This is a genomic window from Rouxiella sp. Mn2063, from assembly GCF_049319665.1.
GTDB lineage: Bacteria > Pseudomonadota > Gammaproteobacteria > Enterobacterales > Enterobacteriaceae > JBMOUD01.
Map to the genome: position 1 here is coordinate 12960 of NZ_JBMOUD010000024.1, position 22690 is coordinate 35649.

Below are 22690 nucleotides of genomic sequence, written 5' to 3' on the forward strand. Positions count from 1 at the left end.
ACATCTCTGCGTCTACCACTTTTAGCGCTATCCCTGTTGCATCTGCTTTTTGCCCTGTGGGTTGAGTATTTTTTCATCGGCTCTATCAATGAAATCTACTTCAAAATCATCGGCAGCAAAATCGGGGGGTGATTTTCCTGCGACAAAGCTGGCCCATTGCTGCGGTAGATAAGCGGCATTTTTCTCACACCAAGGTGCGGCGGCAATGTACATCACATTGCTATCAAACTCGCCCAGATGTTCATTTTCTACACTATGGATCACATCACAATGCCAGAATACAGTATCACCAGGCTGCAAATTAGGGATGGGGGAAAGCCCTTTAAATAATAGGGGATGCCATTTTTCAGAAACAGATAACGCTCTTCCCGGGGCGGCATCGCATAATGAATCCTCTGGTACATCGTCTTGCAACGCGCGCAGCAAAAGATAAGCCATCACATTGGCAATCGGCAGGACGTTTAATGTACCTGCGTGCTGGCGCTGTGGGGTGAGTGCCGTCCAACCTTGAAAAGTACGAAACATCGAACATACTGCCGGTGATGCAAATTCTCTGACATCTGTACGTCCTTCTGCGGCGAATGGATCGTATTTTTGCCATTCGCCAGAGAACACATGGCGGTAAACATGGCGGAAATTCTCATCCAACCAGCGTTCAAGCGAGCCGCCATCTACGTGTGGTGATAGTCCTAATGAGCTGGAATTAGGGGGACGACGGCGGGTGCGATCGGCATAAGTGGCGATTCGGTTAGCATCAAAATGCTGAATACCGTTACTGGTCGATGTCCATAGCTGGTTGAGGAAGCACTGCACTGCTCGCATCCTTTGGTCCTGACGCGCTTCGATCTGCGGTTTTGACCAATAAATCCCATAAATTTGTGGTTTGCTGGCGGCCAGCGTGCCGAAGTAGTTATCTTCTGCGGCATGTTTTAAGCGTTCAATGAAGTTGTTTTTCTCTAAATAATCACCAATAGCCAAATTCCATCTTTCGGCTTTTTCTTCTGGGAAAACACCGAGGATTGCGCAAGCGCCACGCTGTTTAATTAATGCCTTATCACTTTCGCTCACGCGTTGGGCAATGATGTCATCGGCGTGTAACTGCGGAATTGGGTTCTCACCCCTTGCAAGGGTTTCTTGAATAACGGTAATTTGTCGGTGGATATCGGCTTCAACTTGTTGGAAAACCTGCTTGTAATTAGGCAGCGCCTGACGAAGTTGTTTTTTTATGTCGATAATGGCCTGAGGAATATTATCTATTTTCAATGATGACATCGTCGATTCTCTCGTCAATTGTAGGGGGAGGAGGCAAAGACTTGTTGATATCGTTATTAACATTTTAATTACAATTATGCGGGGTAAAGAGGAAATAAAAAGGGCTAAAATTGCGGCAAAATTTCCTCTTAATACGTGTGATTATTGTATTAATAAAAAGCAGGCTTTTAATCGAAAAGTAGAGAGATAAGCTGATGATTTCATTGACTACGGCAAGGCTGAATATGCAGTCAATACAGGAGCAGGATTGGCCATTATTTCTATCGCTGTATCAATCTCCTGCCGTCATGCGTTTTATCGGTGAACTCGATACGCCAGAGCAAATCCGCTGTCGTTTCGAACAACGTTTAGGGGAGTGGAATAAGTATGCTGATTTTTGGCTATCGTTGGTCATCCGTGAACAGAGCACCGGCGTAGCGGTCGGACTAACGGGATTTTTCCCTGCATGGCAGACTTATAAACAGGCTGAAGTCGGTTTTATTCTGCATCCTGAGTTTCATGGAAAAGGCTACGCTACAGAATCATTACGTGAAGTCATGAATTTTGCTTTTAAGATCTGTGGCTTTCATCGCCTGCAAGCTAATGTATTAGAAGGAAATATGTCCTCGCGCCGAGTGCTGGAAAAATCCGGATTCCAGCTGGAGGGTTGCCTGCGAGAGAGCTATTGCATCGGAGGGAAATGGCATAATGATTGGTTATTAGGGTGCCTTGCCAAAGATATCTAAGCCCAAGAATTAGTCGATAACTTACCGGTAAGGCGATAAAAGTCAGGCGATAAAAATTTTGTTTGGGCATCTCGACAGCTTTCTCGCACTAGGATATGTTGAAAGCCGACCACAATGTGGTCAGCGTCGCTCGGATGGTCCGGGCGCTAACGTACACTCGAGGTTTTCATGGCTGATTCAACTCCAAAGCGCCGCTTTTCGCGTATCGATCGTTTACCCCCTTATGTTTTTAACATTACTGCTGAATTGAAAATGGCTGCGCGACGTCGCGGCGAAGACATTATTGATTTCAGTATGGGTAATCCTGATGGCCCGACGCCACCGCACATTGTAGAAAAAATGGTCACCGTCGCCCAGCGAGAAGATACACATGGCTATTCGACGTCTCGCGGTATTCCCCGCCTGCGCCGTGCAATTTCAAAGTGGTACGCCGATCGTTATCAGGTTGATATTGATCCAGAAAGCGAAGCAATCGTCACCATTGGATCCAAAGAAGGACTGGCCCATTTGATGCTGGCGACTTTAGATCATGGCGACACCGTGTTGGTACCAAACCCGAGTTATCCGATCCATATTTATGGTGCGGTGATTGCAGGAGCGCAGGTGCGCTCGGTGCCATTAACCGATGGCGTTGATTTCTTCAACGAACTTGAACGCGCTATCCGTGAAACCATTCCACGGCCTAAGATGATGATCTTAGGTTTCCCGTCCAATCCAACGGCACAATGTGTTGAATTAGATTTCTTTGAACGCGTAGTAGCGCTAGCCAAACAATATGAAGTGCTGGTTATTCACGACTTGGCCTACGCGGATATTGTTTACGATGGTTGGAAAGCGCCATCGATCATGCAAGTTCCCGGCGCGAAAGATATTGCGGTTGAATTCTTCACCTTATCTAAAAGTTACAATATGGCCGGCTGGCGTATTGGCTTTATGGTGGGCAATCCAGAATTAGTCAGTGCCTTGGCGCGAATCAAAAGCTATCACGACTACGGAACCTTCACACCATTGCAGGTAGCGGCAATTGCTGCCTTGGAAGGCGATCAACAGTGCGTGAAAGATATCGCTGAACAATATCGCCAGCGCCGTAATGTATTGGTGCGCGGATTACATGAAGCCGGTTGGATGGTCGATAATCCGAAAGCATCTATGTATGTCTGGGCCAAAATTCCTCCAGCTTATGCACATTTAGGCTCGTTAGAATTTGCCAAGCGTTTGCTGGCCGAAGCCAAAGTCTGCGTATCACCAGGAATTGGTTTTGGTGACTACGGAGATACGCATGTTCGCTTTGCGTTGATTGAAAACCAAGACCGTATTCGCCAGGCAGTGCGCGGGATTAAAGCGATGTTCCGCGCTGATGGGTTATTACCGACCAAGAAAACGACGGGTGAATAAATCGGCATGAGATGATTTATCATCCAGATCTGACATCAAAATATTAAAAACTCGCCGGGCAGCAATAAGCCCGGTTTTTTTATTCAAAAATTTCAGTATTTTGACTTTTTATTTTATTTAATGTGTAAAAACTCTCGGCGAATTACCAGCTAACTCTCTATAATTCCTTCTATACCCACCATGCTTCAAGATGAAAGGTATGTTGCTAGTGGAACGTTGCCCAAGATGGTCATTGCCCAAAATGCCAAGTGCCATGTTTTTGAAATTTTCGAACTATTTTGGGCGATTTTGGGCTGAAATTTTTTAAACTAGAAAGCCGCATTCGGGTATGACAGGAGACATCACTCGCGTCGTAGCCTCTCTCTTTACTCAGAGTAAGAATAATTATTATGGATAATCCTTCTCAGCTTTCCGTACTGCAAGATGACATTCGCACCCGTTATGATTCATTAAGCAAACGTCTAAAACAGGTCGCGCGCTACATCTTGGATAATGGCAATAGCATCCCGTTTGAAACTATTGCTTCTATTGCAGACAAGGCTAGCGTTCCGCCTTCGACGCTGATTCGCTTTGCCAATAATTTTGGCTTTGACGGCTTCAATGAGATGAAACAGGTATTCCGTCAGCATTTGATGGAAGGAACGGTTAACTACAACGAGCGTGCAAGTCTTTACCGCCAAACGGCAGGGGAGGAAACCGCAAAGCCAGAAACGCCTTCTGAGATTTTAAAAGTGTTCAGCATGGTCAACGAACAGGCCTTACAGCAACTGACCGCACAAATTAAAGCGGAAGATCTAGAACAAGCGGTGAAACTACTCGATGAGGCTGACAATATTTATGTCATTGGTTTCAGACGATCTTTCAGCATCGCTGCTTATCTGACCTATGCTTTCCGCCATCTCGAACGCCGCGCATTTCTTATCGATGGCCTGGGTGGCATGTTTACTGAACAGCTAAATATGGTGCGACCAAATGATGTAGTGGTCTCTATCAGTTATTCGCCATACGCGCAGGAAGTGGTGGATTTAGTCTCTCTCGGTGCATCGCAAGGGGCCAAACAAATCGCTATTACCGACAGTTTAGTGAGCCCTTTAGCGGCCTTCAGCGATACTTGTTTTATTGTCCGTGAAGCACAGGTTGACGGATTCCGTTCGCAAATTGCCTCAATGTGTTTGGCACAAACGTTGATGATGTCATTAGCCGTTCGCAACGTGAAGAAATTAACCACTAAGCATTAACGGCTGAATTTTCCCCGCGGGGGTGAGATGTCAGTGAATAGCGTTTTTTAAATCGACCATCCGTGGCCGATTACTCCTGGCCTGCGCTGTAGCCGTTCGCTTGGCCGATAAAATGCGCTATTGAAGGTCAACTGATAGTCCAAAGGACTAAAGAGCAACAGATTTAAGGTCAATGACCAGAGCAAAGGGTTAAATCTGTTGCTTCGTTTGTTTGGTTTTACCGTTCCTTTGGATAGTCTTCCGTATTAATCCAGGCGTGATCTTTTTCCCAAGTAAACCTCCATTTTCGTATTGGGCCTGCCATCACATTAAGATAGTAACTATCATAACCGGCCAAAGTAGCGACGGGGTGATAGCCGCGCGGCACTTTTACTACGTCTTTGTCGTAAACGGCCATGCATTGATCAAGACTGCGATCATCAGTGTAAACGCGCTGCATGCAGAAACCTTGCGGTGGCGAAAGACGATGATAGTAAGACTCCTCAAGATAGGTCTCATGCTCGACACCTTCAGTATCGTGTTTATGGCTTGGGTAAGAACTGGTATTACCTTCAGCGGTATAAACTTCAACGACCAATAGGCTATCTGCTTCAGCGCTATCGGGCAGGATGTTATGCACTAACCTTTTATTACGACCTTTTCCTCGATGCTCAATGCCGATATCTTCTGGCACAATAAGACGGGCAGGGTAAGTCCCTTTGCCGGGGGCGCGACAAACGGCCAGTTCCACATCGGTTTGCGCCTGTATCTCAACGCTGTCATTGTCTGGCACATACAAGGCATAGGGCGGCGTTCGCTCAAATGGACTCATGCGCTTACCGATATTGTGAAACTCTGTTTTTTGCGTTGCCATGCTGGCTATTCCAGCGACTAGAACTAAGCAAAGCTCTTCTTTATCACTGTTTAAATGCAGGCGCTGGCCTGGCCTTAACTGGTAAACATCAAAACCAACGTAACGCCAACCTGCATTTTCTGGGGTGATATGTTGAATACGCCCCTGAGTATCAGCAGGTTGATGTTTGGCAAGCAGTGAAGTCATGGAATTCTCCTGTGCAGGGTTAACCACCAACGCTTCTATTATCCCAACGTTGGCATGCTGTATTCGGACACCGTTTGTTGTCCTTCTGGCCAGCGCGCGGTCACGGTTTTCATCCGCGTGTAGAAGCGAACGCCATCTGTTCCGTGGACGTTCAGTGCACCGAACACTGAGCGTTTCCAACCGCCAAAACTATGGAATGCCATCGGCACTGGGACAGGTACATTCACCCCTACCATGCCTGCCTCAACCCGGCTGACAAAATCCCGTGCATAGCGACCGTTAGTAGTAAAAATGGCGCTGCCGTTGCCAAATTCGTGGCCATTAACTGTGTTAATAGCCGTTTCATAATCAGGCACGCGAACCACACCCAGTACTGGGCCAAAGATTTCCTCGCGATAAATCAGCATATCGGTAGTAACGTTATCAAACAGCGTACCGCCGACATAAAAGCCCTCTGCGTGGCCTTCAACATGATAATTTCGCCCATCGACCACCAGTTTTGCACCTTCTTTTACGCCTTGGTCGATATAGCCTTGTACTTTTTGCTGATGCGTACTGGAAACCAGTGGCCCCATTTCGTTTTCCTGAGCTGAATGCTTAGCCCCTGGACCAATACGCAATTCGTTGATTAGCGGCTTGAGTTTGGCAATCAGTTTATCTGCGGTGTCATCGCCAACCACCACCACCAGTGGTAATGCCATGCAGCGTTCTCCGGCTGATCCAAAAGCGCCGCCCATCACTGCGCTAACGGTGGCGTCCAGATCGGCGTCGGGCATAATAATGGCGTGGTTTTTAGCAGCGCCAAAAGCTTGTACTCGCTTGCCGTGGGCGCTGGCAGTGGTATAAACATGCTCGGCGACTCGCGAGGAACCAACAAAACTGACGGCTTGAATTCGTGGATCGGTCAGCAATGGATTGGCCTGGTCGTTATCGCAGTGAATAACGTTAAATACGCCATCAGGTAGCCCTGCTTCTTTCAATAATTCGGCCATGCGTACTGAAACAGAAGGGTCGAGAGCGGGTGGCTTTAATACAAAGGTATTACCGCAGGCCAGCGCAATGGGGAACATCCACATAGGCACCATCGCCGGGAAATTAAATGGCGTAATACCAGCCACCACACCTAAAGGTTGCATGAGAGAAAAACTATCGACACCCGTCCCGACGTTGGCGGAGTATTCACCTTTGCTGAGATGCGGAATACCGCAGGCGAATTCAACGACTTCCAGACCACGAGTTAATTCACCGATAGCGTCGGAATAAACTTTGCCGTGCTCGCTAACAATAAGTGAGGCCAGTTCATCCTGGTGTTTTTCTAGCAAACTTTTAAAGGTAAACAGGATTCTGGCGCGGCGCAGAGGTGTCGTTGTTGACCAACTGGCATAGGCTTTATGCGCAATTTCAATGGCATGACGGACTTCTTGTTCAGTACTTTGGGTGACTTCTCGTTCGATTTTACCGGTTGCTGGGTTATAAACGGGGGCAGTATTACGGCTTTCACTTACCACGATCTGCCCATCAATAAAGTTGCCTACGATTTTCATCTTTCACCCTCGTCGATTTATTAAACAGCGTTCTTCACTGTATCTTTTTTGAAATAAATATTTCAAATATTATTTTTTGAATTTTATTTTTATGTGAGGCGGTGCAAGTTTCTATCATGGTAACCGCAATAGAGCTTAGCATGGGAAGAAGGATGCGGTGCAGCCATTAGGACAGATCTGGAACATTCATTCCAAACTTAAATAAATATTCTGGGCTGAATAGCGCTCTTTTTTTCAGTCTGTGGAGTAATAAAAATAATTTTTTTATTTCATTATTTTTATCTTTGTTATTTGTATTTCATTGGAATGATCGGAAATAGCGAGTTATGGCGACTGTGGATGCGGAGTAAAGTTAGCACTATACTGGCCTTCACTTGGAGCCTATCCCATTAGGGCTTTTAATGTAGGTTGTTACTCGCCTCCCCATATTTACAGGTTTGAACCATGAATGTAGCAAGCAGATTGAAACTGATTATTATCGTATTGGTTGGAACCTTGGTTGCCGATCAACTGACCAAAATGATTGCCAAAGCGACGTTAACCTTATATCAGGCGAATAACTATCTGGGGGGACTTTTCAGATTGCAGCTCACTCACAACGACGGGGCATTTTTGAGCCTGGGTTCGACGTTGCCTGATGACTTGCGTCACAAGCTGTTATTGATTGGCGTCGGAACTTTCTTGTTATTGTTACTGCTATATAACGTATTCAACAAAACGGCCAATGGCCAGGTTATTGTCGCGTTGGCACTGGTGTTCTCTGGCGGATTTAGCAATCTGTTGGACCGTGCTGTGTATGGCGGCTACGTTGTAGATTTTCTGAATCTAGGCTTCGGGGATGTTCGTACCGGTGTCTTTAATGTTGCAGATATCGCGATACTAGGCGGAGCCATTATGCTGTTGATGGTAGGATTCAATAGCAAACCCAAGTTGGCGAAAAGCTAACTGCTTCAACCTCACTTTATCAGGCGATAAGGTGAGGTTGATTCTCACTATGGCAACAGGCCTTAATCTTTATTTGGTCGATAAATACGCCAGAAATCAATCAAACTCAAATAGCGTTGTTTCACCAGTGTAATGAGCTGTGGATCGCTAATTTCGCCCTGTAGCCATTGGCGGGCTGGCTCGCCAAAGATAGTTCTGCCTACCGCGAATCCTTTCACCCAATGGCAATCTGCAGCGGCGGCAAACCCTTGTTTCAATGACTCTTCCGGCGCATCCAGGCCCAGTATTAATATGCCACGGCAATAAGGGTCGTTTTGCTCAATAATCTGGCTAATGGCTTGCCACTTATCGGCTAACAACGGCGGTAACTTCCACCAATCTGGCTGAATACCTAACTGATAAAAGTGCGTCAGCATACTGATATAATGTTGCTCGTTTTTGTCTGGATTCTCGTGCGGTAAAATTACTTCCAGCAGCAATTCATGCCCACTCTTGCAGCACCCGTGATAAACCTCTTTTAACAAGGCATCCTGTTGGTCTCGCAGCGTTTTTGGATCATCTGGATGATAAAACACTAAACATTTCACCACATGCTCTAGTGGCCAGTCGATCAACTGTGAGCCAATATTACCGTGCTCTAACTGCAGTGGGCGGGAGCCTGGAAGCTCAACGGGGCGCCCAATCCACCAGCCTTCTCCACTTATCGCATTCAGAGCCGATTGCGCATAGGTGGTATCAGCCAGAATGCCACTGCGTTGGTGAAGTCCGGCAAATTCTGCGGCTTCTCGAGCAGCTTGCAGCAGCAACATTTTGAGCGCAGGAATTTTATCTTCGGTTACGCCTGCCTGATGCGCCATATCTGCTAACTGCTTACGATGGTCAAAGGCAAAGACGCAAAGCTCGGGCCAGGTTTGCCTACGGGTAGTGACCCGATGTAGATGATTCAGACGAGGGTCTTTATCTGGGCGTTTAACCTGCTGTTCACGTAATAGGTAATCATCCAACTCTATTTTGGTCGGCATGGCCGGAGCGCAGCCGTGCCGCGATACGACGAGTGCGCCACAAGCATTGGCGTATCTACTGGCATTTTCCCAGCCTTCATCATTTAAATAACCGCGTAATAAACCGGACATAAAGGCATCTCCGGCCCCCAGCACGTTCAGAACATCCACTTTAACGCCTCGATATAAGCGTGTTTGTTCCCAAGAGTCAGGGATAGCGCCTTCAAATACTGAGCAGCCCAGAGCTCCGCGTTTACAGACTAAGGTTGCCTTGGTGTGCTGGCGTACCGTTTTCAATGCCGCCAAGGTATCGACGCTGCCACCGGCAATATGGAACTCTTCTTCTGTGCCAACAACTAAGTCAAAGTGGGATAAGACTTCAAGTAACTGGTGTGTTACGCGTTCAGAAGAGACAAAGCGTGTTTCACCATCTCCAAGCGAAGTTAGCCCCCACAATACAGGGCGGTAATCAATATCCAAAATACGGCGTAGTTGATGTTTAGCGGCATAATCTAGCGCTTTGAGGACAGCGGCTCGAGTGTTTGGATGTGAGAGGTGTGTACCGGTTATCGCCAGCGCTCGAGAAGAGGCAATATAGCTCTCATCGATATCTTCTACACAAAGGGCCATGTCAGCACAGTTGTCGCGGTAGAAGATCAGCGGGAAGGTGTCTTGATCTTTAATTCCCAAAATGACCAGTGCGGTAAGTCGCTGTGTATCGGTGAGTAAAAATTTCGTATCGACTTTGGCGCGTTGTAATTCCTCTCGCAAAAAACGTCCCATATGCTCGTCGCCAACACGCGCTAACATGCCGGAGCGTAAACCTTGCAGTGCTGTGCCATAGGCCACATTCCCAGATGAACCCCCGAGATATTTGGCAAAGGTCGCGGTATCTTCTAAGCGAGAGCCAATTTGCTGGCCATAGAGGTCAACGGCAATGCGCCCTATGCAGATGACATCCAGATTTTTTTCCACTGTCGACATATTATTGCCTCTATAGAGAAAGGAAACAGACCTTATTGCATTATGAGGAGTGAAAATTTCATTTTCAAATTAAATGAAAATTAAATCCCGATAACTTTAAGGTGGAGGTTGAAAATAATTTAATCTAATTCATTGTTTTTATTTTGATTGTGTTTTTATTTTTGGCTATTTCATGTTTGGTTTTTTTGTTTCATTTTCATGATGCGCATCTCAAATTGGAAAATAGGTTCGATTCGGTCATTTTTCCTTCCTGCAATCCACCCTATAATCTTGCCAAGTTTCAACGCGAGCTAATGATGCAGCTTCTCCATCAATCCCCAAAAGATGGACTTAAGTATGCGCAACGACGGCAATCGTAAGGGATCATCATGAAAAAAATTAGATTAACGATGGCGCAGGCGCTGGTGCGTTTTCTTGACCAGCAGTATGTCAATGTCGATGGTGCTGAGATCAAATTTGTCACCGGAGTTTTTGCCATTTTTGGCCACGGCAATGTGCTAGGTCTTGGGCAAGCGTTGGAACAGGACAGCGGTAAATTGGTGGTGCATCAGGGGCGAAATGAACAAGGGATGGCGCATGCCGCTACGGGCTATGCCAAGCAAAAATTGCGTCGTCAAATCTATGCTTGTACCGCATCGGTGGGACCGGGAGCGGCTAATATGTTAACCGCAGCGGCCACGGCAACAGCAAACCGTATTCCTTTATTACTGCTGCCTGGCGATGTATTTGCATCACGTCAGCCGGATCCGGTATTACAGCAAATTGAACAGAGCCATGATCTGAGTATTAGCACCAATGATGCTTTTCGCGCGGTGAGTAAATATTGGGATCGTATCGTGCGGCCAGAACAACTGATGACCGCCTGTATTAGTGCGATGCGAGTATTGACTGATCCTGCAGAAACCGGAGCAGTGACGCTTTGTCTGCCGCAGGATGTACAGGGAGAAGCCTATGACTACCCTGATTATTTCTTCCAAAAGCGGGTGCATTATATTGAACGCTATCCGGTAACCGCGGGGGCGCTGGAACAGGCGATCGCATTACTTAAGGGGAAAACCAAACCGCTGATTATCTGTGGCGGCGGCTTGAAATATTCCGACGCGGGTCGCGCATTACAAGAGATTGCGGAAAAACATGGAATTCCTTTTGCCGAAACTCAGGCTGGTAAAGGTACCTTAACCTCTGAACACCCGATGAATCTTGGTGGTATAGGGGAAACCGGCTCGCTGGCAGCTAACCAATTAGCGAAAGACGCAGATATCATTATTGGCGTCGGAACCCGCTATACCGATTTCACTAGCTCTTCAAAATGGTTGTTCCAGCATCCGAATGTGTCATTCCTGAATATCAACGTTAATCGTTTTGATGCCTATAAACTTGATGCTGTCCAACTAGTAGCCGATGCGCGATTAGGTTTAGAAGCCTTGGGGAGTGAGCTGACGAAAATGCAGTTCCGCCATGGCTGGGAAGATCGGGTGAGCAAGGTAAGAGAACAGCTGCTGGCTGAAACACAGCGAGTCTACCAAGTGGAATACAGCGGTGAGGATTTTCTCCCAGAAGTGCAGGACTCCTTAGATACTAAACAGGTTTATGCCGAATTTGAAAAACTAACCGCATCAGTATTAACGCAAAGCCGAGTATTGGGCGTGCTAAATAACACTATTGCTGATGACGCCATTATCGTTGCCGCCGCGGGGAGTTTACCTGGCGACTTACAGCGAGTATGGCGAACCTCATCCTGTAACAGTTATCACGTTGAATATGGCTATTCCTGCATGGGTTATGAAGTCAATGCCGCCCTTGGCGTCAAACTGGCTGAACCTCAGCGCGAGGTCTATGCGCTGGTTGGCGATGGTGCATTTATGATGCTGCATTCAGAGTTGGTAACTTCTATTCAAGAGAGGCGAAAAATCAATATCGTGTTATTCGACAATATGTCTAATGGCTGCATTAATAACTTGCAGATGGGCAATGGGATGGGCAGCTTTAACACCGAGTTTCGTTTCCGTACTAACACGACTAACAATCTCGATGGTGATTTGGTGCCGGTCAACTTTGCGCGTATTGCCGAAGGCTACGGCTGTAAAACGTATCAGGTATCGACGATAGAGCAATTACATCAGGCGCTGAGTGATGCGAAGTCACAAACGATATCAACACTAATTGATACCAAAGTATTACCTAAGACTATGATTCATGGTTATTTTAGCTGGTGGCGAGTCGGTGGTGCGATGGTATCGGAAAGTGAGTCTATCAATAACGTTGCCGAGAAATTACGAGAGAACATTAGCTTGGCTCGCGATTATTAAGGCTCTATCCTGTGTTTTTCAACCAGCTATCTATGGGCGAAAAATAAAGCGTATTTCATCAAAAGTGGCGAATTTGATCTCGCCACTTCAGCCGTTTTTATTTACCCCGTCATAAAACCGTCATGCTTCTGACTTAAGCTACGATGTAACAAATTAAGACAATATGTATCTTTTGTTTTCTTATATTTCATTACACGGAGTTTTTTATGCCTCAGTCTGTTTCTTTAATTGCTCGTTCGGTGATTGCCGCTCTTGTTCTTACCTCTGCTCAGACTGCCATGGCAGATGACGCGTTGACTGCTCGTGCCGCGAAAGGGAATCTTACTGAAGTTGGCGGCGCACGCCGGTTAAGTGGCGATCAGACCGAGGCGTTGAAAGCGTCACTGTCCAATAAAACGGCTAAAAATGTGATCTTGCTGATTGGGGATGGCATGGGTGATTCTGAAATCACGGCTGCACGTAACTATGCCGAAGGTGCGGGTGGCTACTTTAAAGGTATCGATGCGTTGCCACTGACCGGGCAATACACACATTACTCTCTTGACAAGAAAACCCATAAACCTAGCTATGTGACCGACTCAGCAGCATCGGCTACGGCATGGTCGAGCGGTGTTAAAACATATAACGGTGCGCTGGGTGTCGATGTAAACGGTAAAGATCACGTCACTTTACTCGAGCTTGCAAAAGCAGCAGGAAAAGCGACGGGTAACGTTTCAACCGCCGAATTGCAGGATGCAACACCCGCTGCACAAATCTCTCACGTAACGTCGCGCAAATGTTATGGCCCAGAAGAGACTAGCGAAAAGTGCCCAACTAATGCGTTAGAGAAGGGCGGCCGTGGCTCTATTACCGAACAATTGATCAAGGCTCGTGCTGATGTCACGCTTGGAGGCGGAGCCAAATCGTTCAACCAGGTAGCAAAAAGTGGTGACTTTGCAGGCAAAACCTTAAAAGATCAGGCCACCGCTCAGGGTTATCAATGGGTAGATACTGCCGAGCAGCTTAATAGCGTGACGCAGGCGGATCAGAAAAAGCCGTTGTTGGGATTGTTCTCTGCCGGCAATATGCCTGTACGCTGGAGCGGCCCTAAAGCAAGCTATCACGGTAATATCGATAAAGCGGCTGTCACTTGCGAAGCCAATCCTCAGCGCACCAGCGATATTCCAACCTTGGCAGCGATGACCGAAAAAGCTATCGATTTGCTGAAAACGCAGCCAAACGGATTCTTCCTGCAAGTAGAAGGTGCATCCATCGATAAACAGGATCATGCAGCCAATCCGTGTGGTCAGTTTGGTGAAACTGTTGATCTTGATGAAGCCGTGCAGAAGGCATTAGAGTTTGCCCGCCAGGATGGTAATACGTTGGTCATTGTCACTGCCGACCATGCGCATTCTAGTCAGATTATCGAAGTCGATGCCAAGGCACCGGGCCTGACACAAACCTTAACCACTAAAGATGGTGCGCCGATGGCCATCAGTTACGGCAACTCTGAAGAAGAGTCGCAGGGACACACAGGTACACAGTTGCGTATTGCCGCTTACGGGCCGCATGGTGCCAATGTTGTAGGGTTAACCGATCAGACCGACTTGTTCTTCACTATTAAAGATGCGCTGGCCTTGAAATAAGCCCGCTGACAGCAGATTTAATTAAATCGCTTTATAACCTGATAGTTTCAACCCGGCCTTGTTGCCGGGTTTTTATTTTATGAATGAGGCGAGTACTTAAAATACGATTTTATATATTTTGATTATTTTCTTGCCAGAACATTATCGAGCGCGAGTTTTCCTGGGCCTTCGATAATGAGTGTTAAGGCGATGACCATATATAGAGGTTCTGGTAAATAAAAGAACCAGCTATACCAGGTAATAAAATTAGTATTGCCGGGGATCTGTCCTAATCCCACCGTAAACAACGCCACCGTGCTAATCACCATCAATCCCAAGGCCCATAAGCGGCTGAATAGACCAAAAGCTAATAATAAACCACCAAAACACTCAACACTTGCGACCACAACTGCCATGACTGACGGGAAGGGAATACCTGCACTGGTAATTGTTTCTAACATGACCTGCTGGCCGTGAAGGGTAAAGACTTTATTGAAACCTGAAGAGAAGAAAAATGTACCCAATACTAAACGTAAGAGTGTCAAAGTATAAGTTGGTGAGGTTGACGGGTTGGTCAGGAAGAAACCGATAATCCTTGATGGCATAAGAAAATTCCAAGTAAAAAAGAAAATAATGTAGGGGAGATTGAAAATTCAAACAACCAGCACTGCCGCATGAATACTAAGCGATTTACTTTAAGACTATGATCTTTATAAGAACGGGCAATTGCAATGTTAAGTAAAGCTGCTGTGATTTTTTGACCTTACCTTATGAGCTTGCAAGCAAACATGGCTGAGAATAAATCTATGCTTGATAGTTTTATTTGCCACCTAATGTCTAACCTCACTCTCATTACGCAGGCTAAAGTCTTCCTTGTTCTTCATCACATAGGGAATTGAGAAATGAAATTTCAAGATAAAGTTGTGATAGTCACGGGTGGTGCCAGTGGAATTGGCGAAGCAAGTGTGCTTAAGTTCAGCGCGCAGGGTGCCAGGCTTGTTATTGCTGATATTAGTGACAGCGGGCAAGTTTTAGCCGATAAATTAGTGCGCACCGGTCATCAGGCAATTTTTATTAAAACGGATGTCACAAGTGAAAAAGATAACCAAAGTCTGATCTCTAAAGCGCATGAAGCCTTTGGTCAGGTTGATATTGTTTTCGCTAATGCCGGTGTCGCTCACTATGCACCAATTGCTAGCCTCGATTACAGCGCATGGCAGAAAACGCTGGATATTAACTTGTCTGGCGTATTTTTATTAAATAAATATGCGATTGAATACTGGTTAAAGCACAATCGTAAAGGCGTGATTGTCAATTGTGGCTCGATCCACAGCTGGGTCGGCAAATCGGGTGTGACAGCGTATTCTGCATCAAAAGGCGGCGTCAAATTGCTCACTCAAACGCTGGCAATCGACTATGCCGCTAAGGGTATTCGTGTGAATGCCGTTTGCCCAGGTTATATTGATACACCATTGCTGAGTGCGATCGGAGAACAGGGCAAAGATAAGTTGAAAGCATTGCATCCAATTGGCCGTTTAGGGAAACCAGAAGAAGTGGCGAATGTTGTTGCGTTTTTGGCAAGCGATGAAGCTTCTTTTGTTAACGGTGCTTCTGTCTTGGTTGACGGGGGATATGTTGCACAATAATTCCAATATCTATTGCTACTTCATCGCATAATTAATATGCAGATAAAATACCGTAAATATTTTATCTGCATCATTTTCTAACAATCGATCAGACATTTAACGAAATATTCGCCATGTATATTTCGCCATACGCCTTGTAGAGGGTACTCGAAGCCAGGAAAAGTTTGTTCAAAAATCTGCAAAGCTAGTAAATAATCGATAATGATTTTATTACTTTCCGTAATGACTTCTCCTGGAATCAAAAAAGGCGGGTTGTAATCGCTATTTGATACGGTGATGGCTATAGTTTTATTTAAGGCGTTATCTATTGAAATGAGTTCATCTTTCTTGTTTTCTATGTCTTCTTGGTTTTTAATTCCAGTTTTTTTAATCGATAATGTTTGATTAAAAAGAGCAGGGATATTTAACGAAGTCATAGTAATATGAATTTTTTCACATAAATCACGCAATCCCATAATGGTATAAAACGGTGATTTTTTTATTAATGTAGGAAAGGTTTTCTTTAATGAAGCATTAGTATCATATGCGTGTTTAAAATCTAGTAAGATATCGATGATCTTTTTCCATTTTTCTGGTGATGAGTCATTTGAAATATCAAATAGAAAATTATAATTTCCACTTTTCTGCGGCATAACGAGTTTGTTTTCCATGAAACGTACCACAACCATAGCAGGAATGCCAAAGTCAGTCATTTCTCCATCAGTACATTGTCCTGGACATAATAGCGTTATTTTAGTGGGGTCAAGCATGGCATAATTCTTAGCAATATTATTAAATCCATGCCATTTATCTTGTGGGGTGAGTTGCCAAAAATAGGCATCAAGTGTTAGTGCTTCATCAGGAATGTCTTCAAAAGATGTTAAAGTATGATTGAATAATATCTTACTTGGTTGCCATATAGCAAAAAACCAGTCGCTATCATCATTCCTTTTAATCTCATAAATAACCTTTAGCATAGCCTTGCGAAACTTAATAGCATTGATAATCGTTTTTATCAATGCTATAGGTTTTTCATTAGTGTTAAAGTATTTTTCATTATTTTCAGTGGTAGAGCATGAAAGCGCGCTTAAAATATAATGCACTGATTTTGCTGCATAGAGTGGCGGCAAACTGTGCATTTTACTTAGAATGCTTTTCGAAAATACTCCATTAAAAAATGGATGGTAGTCATTGAATAGTGCCCACTCTTCATTGAACTGTCTTTTAATTTCAGCATCATAAATCTCTTTTATTATTTTGTTTATATTATAAATTAATCCATCGGCTGTTGATGTGCGCATAATATCATAATTTATTTCTCTACACATTTCGTGTTTTTTATCGTTGTTAGTTAATATGTTTAGTATGCTTTTTGTTTCAAACTGCTCCGCTGGAATTAAACCACTTAGTCCTAAACTATTCCTCATCGTAGAAAAGTAATCAACAGAGGTTTCACCTCGATGGGAGTGAGTATGTATGGTATGGTTTTTAGATTCGTTTTGTGGCCATGTATATCCATAACAATCTTGTTTTTTTGGGGAGTTACATGTCGGTGATGTTTTTGTTTTTCCCGAAGATGAATTTTTTTGTTGAGTGACGAGCGGTTTTTCCTCTACTATTTTTTTATAGAAATAGTCAATGAATTCATTTTCTATCGGAGTATGGGATTTCATATGCGCTGCATTTTTTTCAGACAGGGCGTAGTAGGTGGATGGATAAGGGGTATGTTCTTCTGGTAGTAATGGATTATTTTCTTGATTACTATTGGTGTAATTATCTATGGTTTTTAAGATAAGGCTTTCTATGTTGATGTTTTTTTTATCACATTGACAATAAGTGTCTATGATGATGTTCCTTTCATTATTAGGTGGCAAAGAGATAATGACGTTTTTTTTAATAAGGAATATTGGTAATGAATGATTTGTTCTTTTTATTTCTAATAATAAGTTTTTTCTGTGGAAATGTTCTGCAGTGCTCATATCTTCGGCATTAATGTTTATCATTATCCCTTTGATAGCTTTATCAAATTTTACTTTTTTTAATACAGACTCATTGTTTGTTTCTGGCAAGATTACATATCCCTCTCTTTGCATGCCTTCCTTTAATTGGACAATAATACTATTGCTATTTTTATTATGTTCTGACGCGTAAAGAATAACAGTGGCTTCATTGGTCTGGTTTTTCATGCCTAATTCCTATTTAAGCTATTGAATGTTCCTTTTCATTTAGAGGAACATCTATACAAAATACGTTATTGAGATAAATAACACACTGTACTTAAAGTATAGGTTTTTATGCGTTAATGAATATATACTGTGATGTGACAAATGAAGGTGGAATGTAATAATCCCATTGTTTTTTTCTGGCTTTTAATTTGAAATTTTGTATCGAGTGACACTGTGTTTTTTCGAATATATTATTCTTATGAAATTTTATCGTTCTTAGAGATCTATTAAGTGTTTGAGATATTTCTTTTTCTGATAGGCCAGATAAAAGTAAGTAGATAATTTCCCACTCCTTTTTAGTAAATAGATCATCTGGCTCAGAAAAATTAAATCTCCCAATTTTATTTTTAAATATAAAATGCTGAGGGGTAATGGAAATAAGCTCTTTCGCTCTAGTGATTACACCTATTTTCTCAGCATTCTTGTTATAAAGTGGCATACTTTCAAAGTAAAACGATTTGTAATTGTGTTCTGGTAAAATCGTAATAATACCTATAGCATCGATCTTTTTTCCAGTATCGATGACGAGTTGCTGATGTCGTTTAATCGATGAGCTTACTGAGGTTAATGATGAGTTTAATTTGTTTTCTTCCGGCATAATTAATTCGAGGTAATTTTTATTACTATAAATACATTGCATCTCATTATTTTTTACGCTCCATGCTTCTTCACTATTTTCCCATGATACAATCATTTCAAAAGGGATTGGAAGGTGCCTATATTTTTCTATAATGACGTTCAGCTCTTGCTGATTCACAATTGGCTCCAATTTATGATATGATATATTTTCATTTGCTTTAAAATTAATAACACTAATCCTTACTGATAGCATTGTTTTTACCTAACAACATGCGTAAGCTTAGGAAGTTACAATCCTTTCTGATGTTGTTAATAACCATGTTTTGGTTCGTTAACTATTTTCTTATGATTTCATTACTTAATTTTTGTTGTTTTTAAATCAAGTATAATAATGGATTTGTTAAATAATTATTTCAGGTTAAGTGCTTTATGGATATATGTAATTGATGGGTGATGATAGGGATAAACAGAGGGGATTATATTGGCGGCATTTTTTTAGACTATTGAACCGCAATAAATAGGATTTATTGACCAGCGATTGTATCTTATTTGCTCTCTACATACATTGAGTAAAGCATTAGAGAAGGTCTCGTATTTTTAATGCATAGGTTATGTCTTTTTCTTATTTGCCAGCGGGCACGAGGTTTGAAAAACTCGCGCCATAAAACTAGCTCTCTACGAGTGTTGTTATTTTAGTTGTTTTTATATCGTTTAAGGAAAGACATTGTTTATGCGCACCTCTCTAAAGTACGCGGTAAAAATTTCTATGCTTTCAGCTTCTCTTGTCAGCGCACTGCTGCTTAGCGGCTGTGGCCCGAAGAAAGATGATAATCATATTAAAGTTGGGATCAGCGCGGGTATTGACCAACCGCTGTGGGATACGGTGAAAAAAGTCGCCAAAGAAAAATATAATCTCGACGTTGAAGTGGTGACCTTTACCGATTACGCGCTACCGAACTCAGCGCTGAGCAGCGGCGACCTTGATGCCAATTCCTTCCAACATGGCCCCTATTTGGAAAAACAGATTAAGGAGCGTGGCTACAAACTGGCTGCCGTTGGCAACACTTTTGTTTATCCGATTGCCGGTTATTCACGCAAAATAAAATCTATTTCTGAGCTGCAAGATAACGCACAAGTGGCGATACCAAACGATCCAACCAACCTGGGTCGTTCTCTCCTGCTGCTGCAGAAAGAAGGGCTGATTAAACTAAAAGATAATGTGGGGTTGCTGCCAACCTCCCTTGATATTACTGAGAATCCGAAGCACCTGAAAATTGTTGAAATCGAAGCGCCACAAATGACCCGCGCTATCGATGATGCCAAAATTGATTTGGCAATTATCAATACCAACTATTCTAGCCAGGTTGGTTTGACGCCGGCTAAGAATGGTCTGTTTGTGGAGGATAAGAATTCACCTTATGTGAACATTATCGTTGCCAGAGATGACAATAAAGACAGTGAGAATGTGAAAAACTTGGTTAAAGCTTACCAAACGGATGAAGTCGCCGAAGCTGCCGACAAGATTTATCACGGTGATGCGGTAAAAGGCTGGTAATCGTTTTGCTGCCCTGAGATTTCAGGGCAGCGGAGTTATCTCTCAACACTTACATCATCAAACGGGTTTTTGCGCCAGCAGAGTGGCGAAGCGCATCTTATAGCGGTTGCCGTTGGCATCGCGCTTATGCAGTTCTCCCACATCTTCGTTGTATTTCATGATATTCCAACCCTGATAATAGTCTCGCAATTCACCAGGCTGGAAGCTGAACGGGAAAGGAAGCGGGCAAGGGTAATCAGGGCTATCCATTGCGGCCACGATCAGGTTGTAGCCTCCGGCTCGCGTGCTGGCATGCATGTCAGCAATAATATTGGGAATGCTGCTGCGCTCTAAGAACATCATCACCACGGTGGAGAGAATAAAGTCGTACTCGCCGCGAAAACGATGGACGTTAAGGTCAACCTCGCGAGTTTGAATACCTTGCAGCGACTCCGCACGGATAATGTCGTTAAGTTTTTCGAGGCTTAACGTATTGTAATCCCAGGCGGTAACGGTTGAGCCTTTCAAATTAAGATACAGAGAGTTGCGCCCACTGCCACAGCCTAAATCCAATACCTTCCCGGACGGTACCTGCGTCGCGGCATAAACCACTTCGGAGTGAGTGCGGGTTAGTCCATATTTATCGGCATAATAATCTGCTGCTGGGATAAAAGGGTCCATCTGGCTTCCTTACGGTTGTGATCCTAACAATGCGGATATTATCCTATGGGAAGGGGAGTTTTTCTTGTGATTTTTTCGGGGAGATAGTCATAGCCTATGACGACTAGTGCAAACCTACCTGTGAGTCACGCAAAGGCGAACGCTAAAAAATTTACTCCGTACGTAGCCAAAATATAGCGATCATTAGTGGCTATTAAATCAAAAAAATCACCCGGTTATTTTTTCAATTGTTTTATTTTCTGGTATTTAGCGTAGTAATCTGCTCTAAGATCGTAATAATAACTTAGGCAAGCTGATTCGTTAATATAAAATGCTGGACTATCTTTCCATCCAAGATATGCCCTGTTGAGGCATTCATCCTTAACAAAGTCGTCCCACTTTATTTTCGTAGATTTTGTAGAGCTTAGGAATTCATTATAGTTAACTAAATAAGTTTCATCATGAGGTAAACTCTCTACTTTAGATAAGAAAGCATAGTACTGTTTTTCATAGTTCTGTTTTGAATCTTTCGCGAGATTTTCCATACAGTTTTGCAACCATCCTGACGGTTGTTTTTGAGAGAAACAATGTTCTACCTTTGGTCTATCAAAAAAAGATCCACTCCCATCATCTTCTGATGCGTTTTTTGTTTCATTAACTTTTTGATGATTGGCATAACTTAACCATGGGAATGTTATAAATATAATCAGTAATACCTTTTTCATTTTAAATTCACCTTAATGTATTTAATTCTATTTCTGTTTCTTTCGTATTCATTCAGTATTTGTGTGTTCTGAATCAGTTTTATTACATCATCTTTATTATTGCTTGCAAAGGCTCGAACCATCTCGCCGTCTAAAACACCTTGGTATCGCATATCAATAAAAACATCTTTTAGAACAGGGTTTAATTTTCCCCAACTAATGGCATTAACGAGTTTTCTATTGTTCTTTGCTTTATTATAAAAAGACTCCGCTAGATCTGAATATTCCTTATAAACATTTTCAAATAATTGCTTTTGCTCAGACTCAGTTATCTCTCCTATATTATCTTTATTTTTCCTTACGAAGTCATCAGCTTGACGACCTTTTAATCCTGCACCCAAAGCTAGTTTTTCCGCCCGTTCTTTCCCTAAGCCAACGCATAAAAGAGTGCCTAAAACTTCAAACTTAGGACGTGAGCCTAAATCATAACCACGTCCTATAGTGACACCCGAGCCTGAGTTGCCGGGCCAATGTATTTTTCTTGAATAATACATACTGCTTGGATTGTTATTTCCTTCTGCTCTAAATGTCAGTCGCCCTTCTTTAGGTTCCATCATTACTTTTCTTTCTCCATTGTTGTAGCTAATTGATTATGCTCGCATAAGTTCTTAGAGTAAGAAATAGCAATACATCCAATAAATGTAATGATTTGGTTTTCGGAGGTTACGAGAGGTTATTATTTAATGATTGTTTTATGTTGTATATTTTGAATTAAATATTTTCTCCTGGTTTTAAATGAAGGTTTAATTAAATTATGCATTTAATGTTATGCATCAGTAAAAAAATGTTGTAACCATGATGTATGCAGGTGTGGTTTATATCGTTGATATATTAGAACGTAAAAAATCTACGGGCAACGGGAGGGGGCTTTGAAGAGTCAATGAAATGGTGTCCCCTACAGACATCGAATTCATCATGTAGGGGGTTGATATGGAAGGGGTATTTTTTTATTTAATTTTATTTTACCCGCATTTTTACCCAGCATTGGCAAAAATAAGACGATTTTTGAATTCACAATGGTCTTTATAAAACCATCTTGCCCTGCCGTGTATTACCATTGCTCTAGGTAAATCACCGGACTTTATTTTTTCATATATGAATGTTTTACCAAAGCCAGTATCGGCCATGATGAATTTCAAATCAATAAGCGATTCTGGGCTCATAGTGTGATGCATATTTACCTCTCTTCAAACTGACCATTTAGAACGCCGATAGTCCACAGAAACAGCGGTAAGCTGAATCGCGGT

At 43.2% G+C, this 22690-nt stretch carries 19 protein-coding genes; 8 read left to right on the plus strand and 11 right to left on the minus strand.

All coding sequences use genetic code 11. The features are described from left to right. Positions 1-27: 27 nt before the first annotated feature. The gene (locus ACL9RG_RS21405; protein ID WP_422794684.1) at positions 28-1272 is read right to left on the minus strand and encodes a DUF1479 domain-containing protein; all 1245 of its coding nucleotides are present in this window, start codon (positions 1270-1272) and stop codon (positions 28-30) included. Between the two features lie 194 nt (positions 1273-1466). On the opposite strand from ACL9RG_RS21405, the gene ACL9RG_RS21410 reads away from it, so the two are divergent. The 3 genes from ACL9RG_RS21410 (at position 1467) to ACL9RG_RS21420 (ending at position 4630) form a co-directional block, all read left to right on the plus strand. Then, the gene (locus ACL9RG_RS21410) at positions 1467-1997 is read left to right on the plus strand and encodes a GNAT family N-acetyltransferase (RefSeq protein WP_422794685.1); all 531 of its coding nucleotides are present in this window, start codon (positions 1467-1469) and stop codon (positions 1995-1997) included. A gap of 168 nt (positions 1998-2165) precedes the next feature. Continuing rightward, entirely contained in the window at positions 2166-3392 is a 1227-nt protein-coding gene (gene alaC / locus ACL9RG_RS21415) for an alanine transaminase (RefSeq protein ID WP_422794686.1), read from the plus strand. A gap of 389 nt (positions 3393-3781) precedes the next feature. Further along, a complete protein-coding gene (locus ACL9RG_RS21420) occupies positions 3782-4630 on the plus strand; it encodes a MurR/RpiR family transcriptional regulator (RefSeq protein ID WP_422794687.1) in 849 nt (282 codons plus the stop codon). Between the two features lie 217 nt (positions 4631-4847). Here ACL9RG_RS21420 and iolB read toward each other — a convergent pair whose 3' ends face one another. Further along, positions 4848-5669: a 5-deoxy-glucuronate isomerase gene (gene iolB, locus ACL9RG_RS21425; protein WP_422794688.1), complete on the minus strand. Its 822-nt coding sequence runs from the start codon at positions 5667-5669 to the stop codon at positions 4848-4850. Between the two features lie 38 nt (positions 5670-5707). Continuing rightward, positions 5708-7213, minus strand: a complete 1506-nt coding sequence (locus tag ACL9RG_RS21430; RefSeq protein ID WP_422794689.1) for a CoA-acylating methylmalonate-semialdehyde dehydrogenase — start codon at positions 7211-7213, stop codon at positions 5708-5710. A gap of 444 nt (positions 7214-7657) precedes the next feature. Here ACL9RG_RS21430 and lspA point away from each other — a divergent pair, with 444 nt between their 5' ends. After that, a complete protein-coding gene (lspA, locus tag ACL9RG_RS21435; RefSeq protein WP_422794690.1) occupies positions 7658-8158 on the plus strand; it encodes a signal peptidase II in 501 nt (166 codons plus the stop codon). Between the two features lie 62 nt (positions 8159-8220). On the opposite strand, the gene ACL9RG_RS21440 is transcribed toward lspA, so the two are convergent. Continuing rightward, positions 8221-10143: a bifunctional 5-dehydro-2-deoxygluconokinase/5-dehydro-2-deoxyphosphogluconate aldolase gene (locus tag ACL9RG_RS21440; protein WP_422794691.1), complete on the minus strand. Its 1923-nt coding sequence runs from the start codon at positions 10141-10143 to the stop codon at positions 8221-8223. A 368-nt stretch (positions 10144-10511) separates the two neighbouring features. On the opposite strand from ACL9RG_RS21440, the gene iolD reads away from it, so the two are divergent. Both iolD and phoA read left to right on the plus strand, forming a co-directional pair. After that, positions 10512-12452 carry a 3D-(3,5/4)-trihydroxycyclohexane-1,2-dione acylhydrolase (decyclizing) gene (gene iolD / locus ACL9RG_RS21445; RefSeq protein ID WP_422794692.1) on the plus strand — a complete coding sequence of 647 codons (1941 nt, stop codon included), beginning with the start codon at positions 10512-10514 and terminating at the stop codon, positions 12450-12452. 206 nt (positions 12453-12658) lie between these two features. Then, positions 12659-14077, plus strand: coding sequence for an alkaline phosphatase (phoA, locus tag ACL9RG_RS21450; protein ID WP_422794693.1), 1419 nt, complete (start codon positions 12659-12661; stop codon positions 14075-14077). Between the two features lie 122 nt (positions 14078-14199). Here phoA and ACL9RG_RS21455 read toward each other — a convergent pair whose 3' ends face one another. Next, complete coding sequence (locus ACL9RG_RS21455; RefSeq protein WP_422794694.1) at positions 14200-14661, minus strand: DoxX family protein; 462 nt, start codon at positions 14659-14661, stop codon at positions 14200-14202. 297 nt (positions 14662-14958) lie between these two features. On the opposite strand from ACL9RG_RS21455, the gene ACL9RG_RS21460 reads away from it, so the two are divergent. After that, positions 14959-15702, plus strand: a complete 744-nt coding sequence (locus ACL9RG_RS21460; RefSeq protein WP_422794695.1) for an SDR family NAD(P)-dependent oxidoreductase — start codon at positions 14959-14961, stop codon at positions 15700-15702. Positions 15703-15779: 77 nt separating this feature from the next. Here the strand turns inward: ACL9RG_RS21460 and ACL9RG_RS21465 are convergent, their stop codons facing one another. Together ACL9RG_RS21465 and ACL9RG_RS21470 are read right to left on the minus strand one after the other, a co-directional pair. Next, entirely contained in the window at positions 15780-17867 is a 2088-nt protein-coding gene (locus tag ACL9RG_RS21465; RefSeq protein WP_422794696.1) for a hypothetical protein, read from the minus strand. A gap of 106 nt (positions 17868-17973) precedes the next feature. Then, a complete protein-coding gene (locus tag ACL9RG_RS21470; protein ID WP_422794697.1) occupies positions 17974-18663 on the minus strand; it encodes a helix-turn-helix transcriptional regulator in 690 nt (229 codons plus the stop codon). A gap of 552 nt (positions 18664-19215) precedes the next feature. Between ACL9RG_RS21470 and metQ the strand changes: the two genes are divergently transcribed. After that, a complete protein-coding gene (metQ, locus tag ACL9RG_RS21475) occupies positions 19216-20040 on the plus strand; it encodes a methionine ABC transporter substrate-binding lipoprotein MetQ (RefSeq protein ID WP_422794698.1) in 825 nt (274 codons plus the stop codon). A gap of 57 nt (positions 20041-20097) precedes the next feature. Here the strand turns inward: metQ and tehB are convergent, their stop codons facing one another. From tehB to ACL9RG_RS21495, 4 genes are all read right to left on the minus strand, one after another. Next, the gene (tehB, locus tag ACL9RG_RS21480) at positions 20098-20700 is read right to left on the minus strand and encodes a tellurite resistance methyltransferase TehB (protein ID WP_422794699.1); all 603 of its coding nucleotides are present in this window, start codon (positions 20698-20700) and stop codon (positions 20098-20100) included. Between the two features lie 215 nt (positions 20701-20915). Next, positions 20916-21404 (minus strand): hypothetical protein, encoded by a 489-nt coding sequence (locus ACL9RG_RS21485; protein ID WP_422794700.1) that lies wholly within the window; start codon positions 21402-21404, stop codon positions 20916-20918. Next, the gene (locus tag ACL9RG_RS21490; RefSeq protein WP_422794701.1) at positions 21401-22000 is read right to left on the minus strand and encodes a pesticin C-terminus-like muramidase; all 600 of its coding nucleotides are present in this window, start codon (positions 21998-22000) and stop codon (positions 21401-21403) included. The genes ACL9RG_RS21485 and ACL9RG_RS21490 overlap by 4 nt, the downstream gene beginning before the upstream one ends. Positions 22001-22417: 417 nt before the next feature. Next, entirely contained in the window at positions 22418-22618 is a 201-nt protein-coding gene (locus ACL9RG_RS21495) for a helix-turn-helix transcriptional regulator (protein ID WP_422794702.1), read from the minus strand. Positions 22619-22690 lie beyond the last annotated feature (72 nt).

Bases quoted from the DNA above. Each gene is read 5' to 3' on its own strand.
- ACL9RG_RS21405 (WP_422794684.1), bottom strand. From the start codon at position 1,272: ATGTCATCATTGAAAATAGATAATATTCCTCAGGCCATTATCGACATA.
- ACL9RG_RS21410 (WP_422794685.1), top strand. From the start codon at position 1,467: ATGATTTCATTGACTACGGCAAGGCTGAATATGCAGTCAATACAGGAG.
- alaC (WP_422794686.1), top strand. From the start codon at position 2,166: ATGGCTGATTCAACTCCAAAGCGCCGCTTTTCGCGTATCGATCGTTTA.
- ACL9RG_RS21420 (WP_422794687.1), top strand. From the start codon at position 3,782: ATGGATAATCCTTCTCAGCTTTCCGTACTGCAAGATGACATTCGCACC.
- iolB (WP_422794688.1), bottom strand. From the start codon at position 5,669: ATGACTTCACTGCTTGCCAAACATCAACCTGCTGATACTCAGGGGCGT.
- ACL9RG_RS21430 (WP_422794689.1), bottom strand. From the start codon at position 7,213: ATGAAAATCGTAGGCAACTTTATTGATGGGCAGATCGTGGTAAGTGAA.
- lspA (WP_422794690.1), top strand. From the start codon at position 7,658: ATGAATGTAGCAAGCAGATTGAAACTGATTATTATCGTATTGGTTGGA.
- ACL9RG_RS21440 (WP_422794691.1), bottom strand. From the start codon at position 10,143: ATGTCGACAGTGGAAAAAAATCTGGATGTCATCTGCATAGGGCGCATT.
- iolD (WP_422794692.1), top strand. From the start codon at position 10,512: ATGAAAAAAATTAGATTAACGATGGCGCAGGCGCTGGTGCGTTTTCTT.
- phoA (WP_422794693.1), top strand. From the start codon at position 12,659: ATGCCTCAGTCTGTTTCTTTAATTGCTCGTTCGGTGATTGCCGCTCTT.
- ACL9RG_RS21455 (WP_422794694.1), bottom strand. From the start codon at position 14,661: ATGCCATCAAGGATTATCGGTTTCTTCCTGACCAACCCGTCAACCTCA.
- ACL9RG_RS21460 (WP_422794695.1), top strand. From the start codon at position 14,959: ATGAAATTTCAAGATAAAGTTGTGATAGTCACGGGTGGTGCCAGTGGA.
- ACL9RG_RS21465 (WP_422794696.1), bottom strand. From the start codon at position 17,867: ATGAAAAACCAGACCAATGAAGCCACTGTTATTCTTTACGCGTCAGAA.
- metQ (WP_422794698.1), top strand. From the start codon at position 19,216: ATGCGCACCTCTCTAAAGTACGCGGTAAAAATTTCTATGCTTTCAGCT.
- tehB (WP_422794699.1), bottom strand. From the start codon at position 20,700: ATGGACCCTTTTATCCCAGCAGCAGATTATTATGCCGATAAATATGGA.
- ACL9RG_RS21485 (WP_422794700.1), bottom strand. From the start codon at position 21,404: ATGAAAAAGGTATTACTGATTATATTTATAACATTCCCATGGTTAAGT.
- ACL9RG_RS21490 (WP_422794701.1), bottom strand. From the start codon at position 22,000: ATGATGGAACCTAAAGAAGGGCGACTGACATTTAGAGCAGAAGGAAAT.
- ACL9RG_RS21495 (WP_422794702.1), bottom strand. From the start codon at position 22,618: ATGCATCACACTATGAGCCCAGAATCGCTTATTGATTTGAAATTCATC.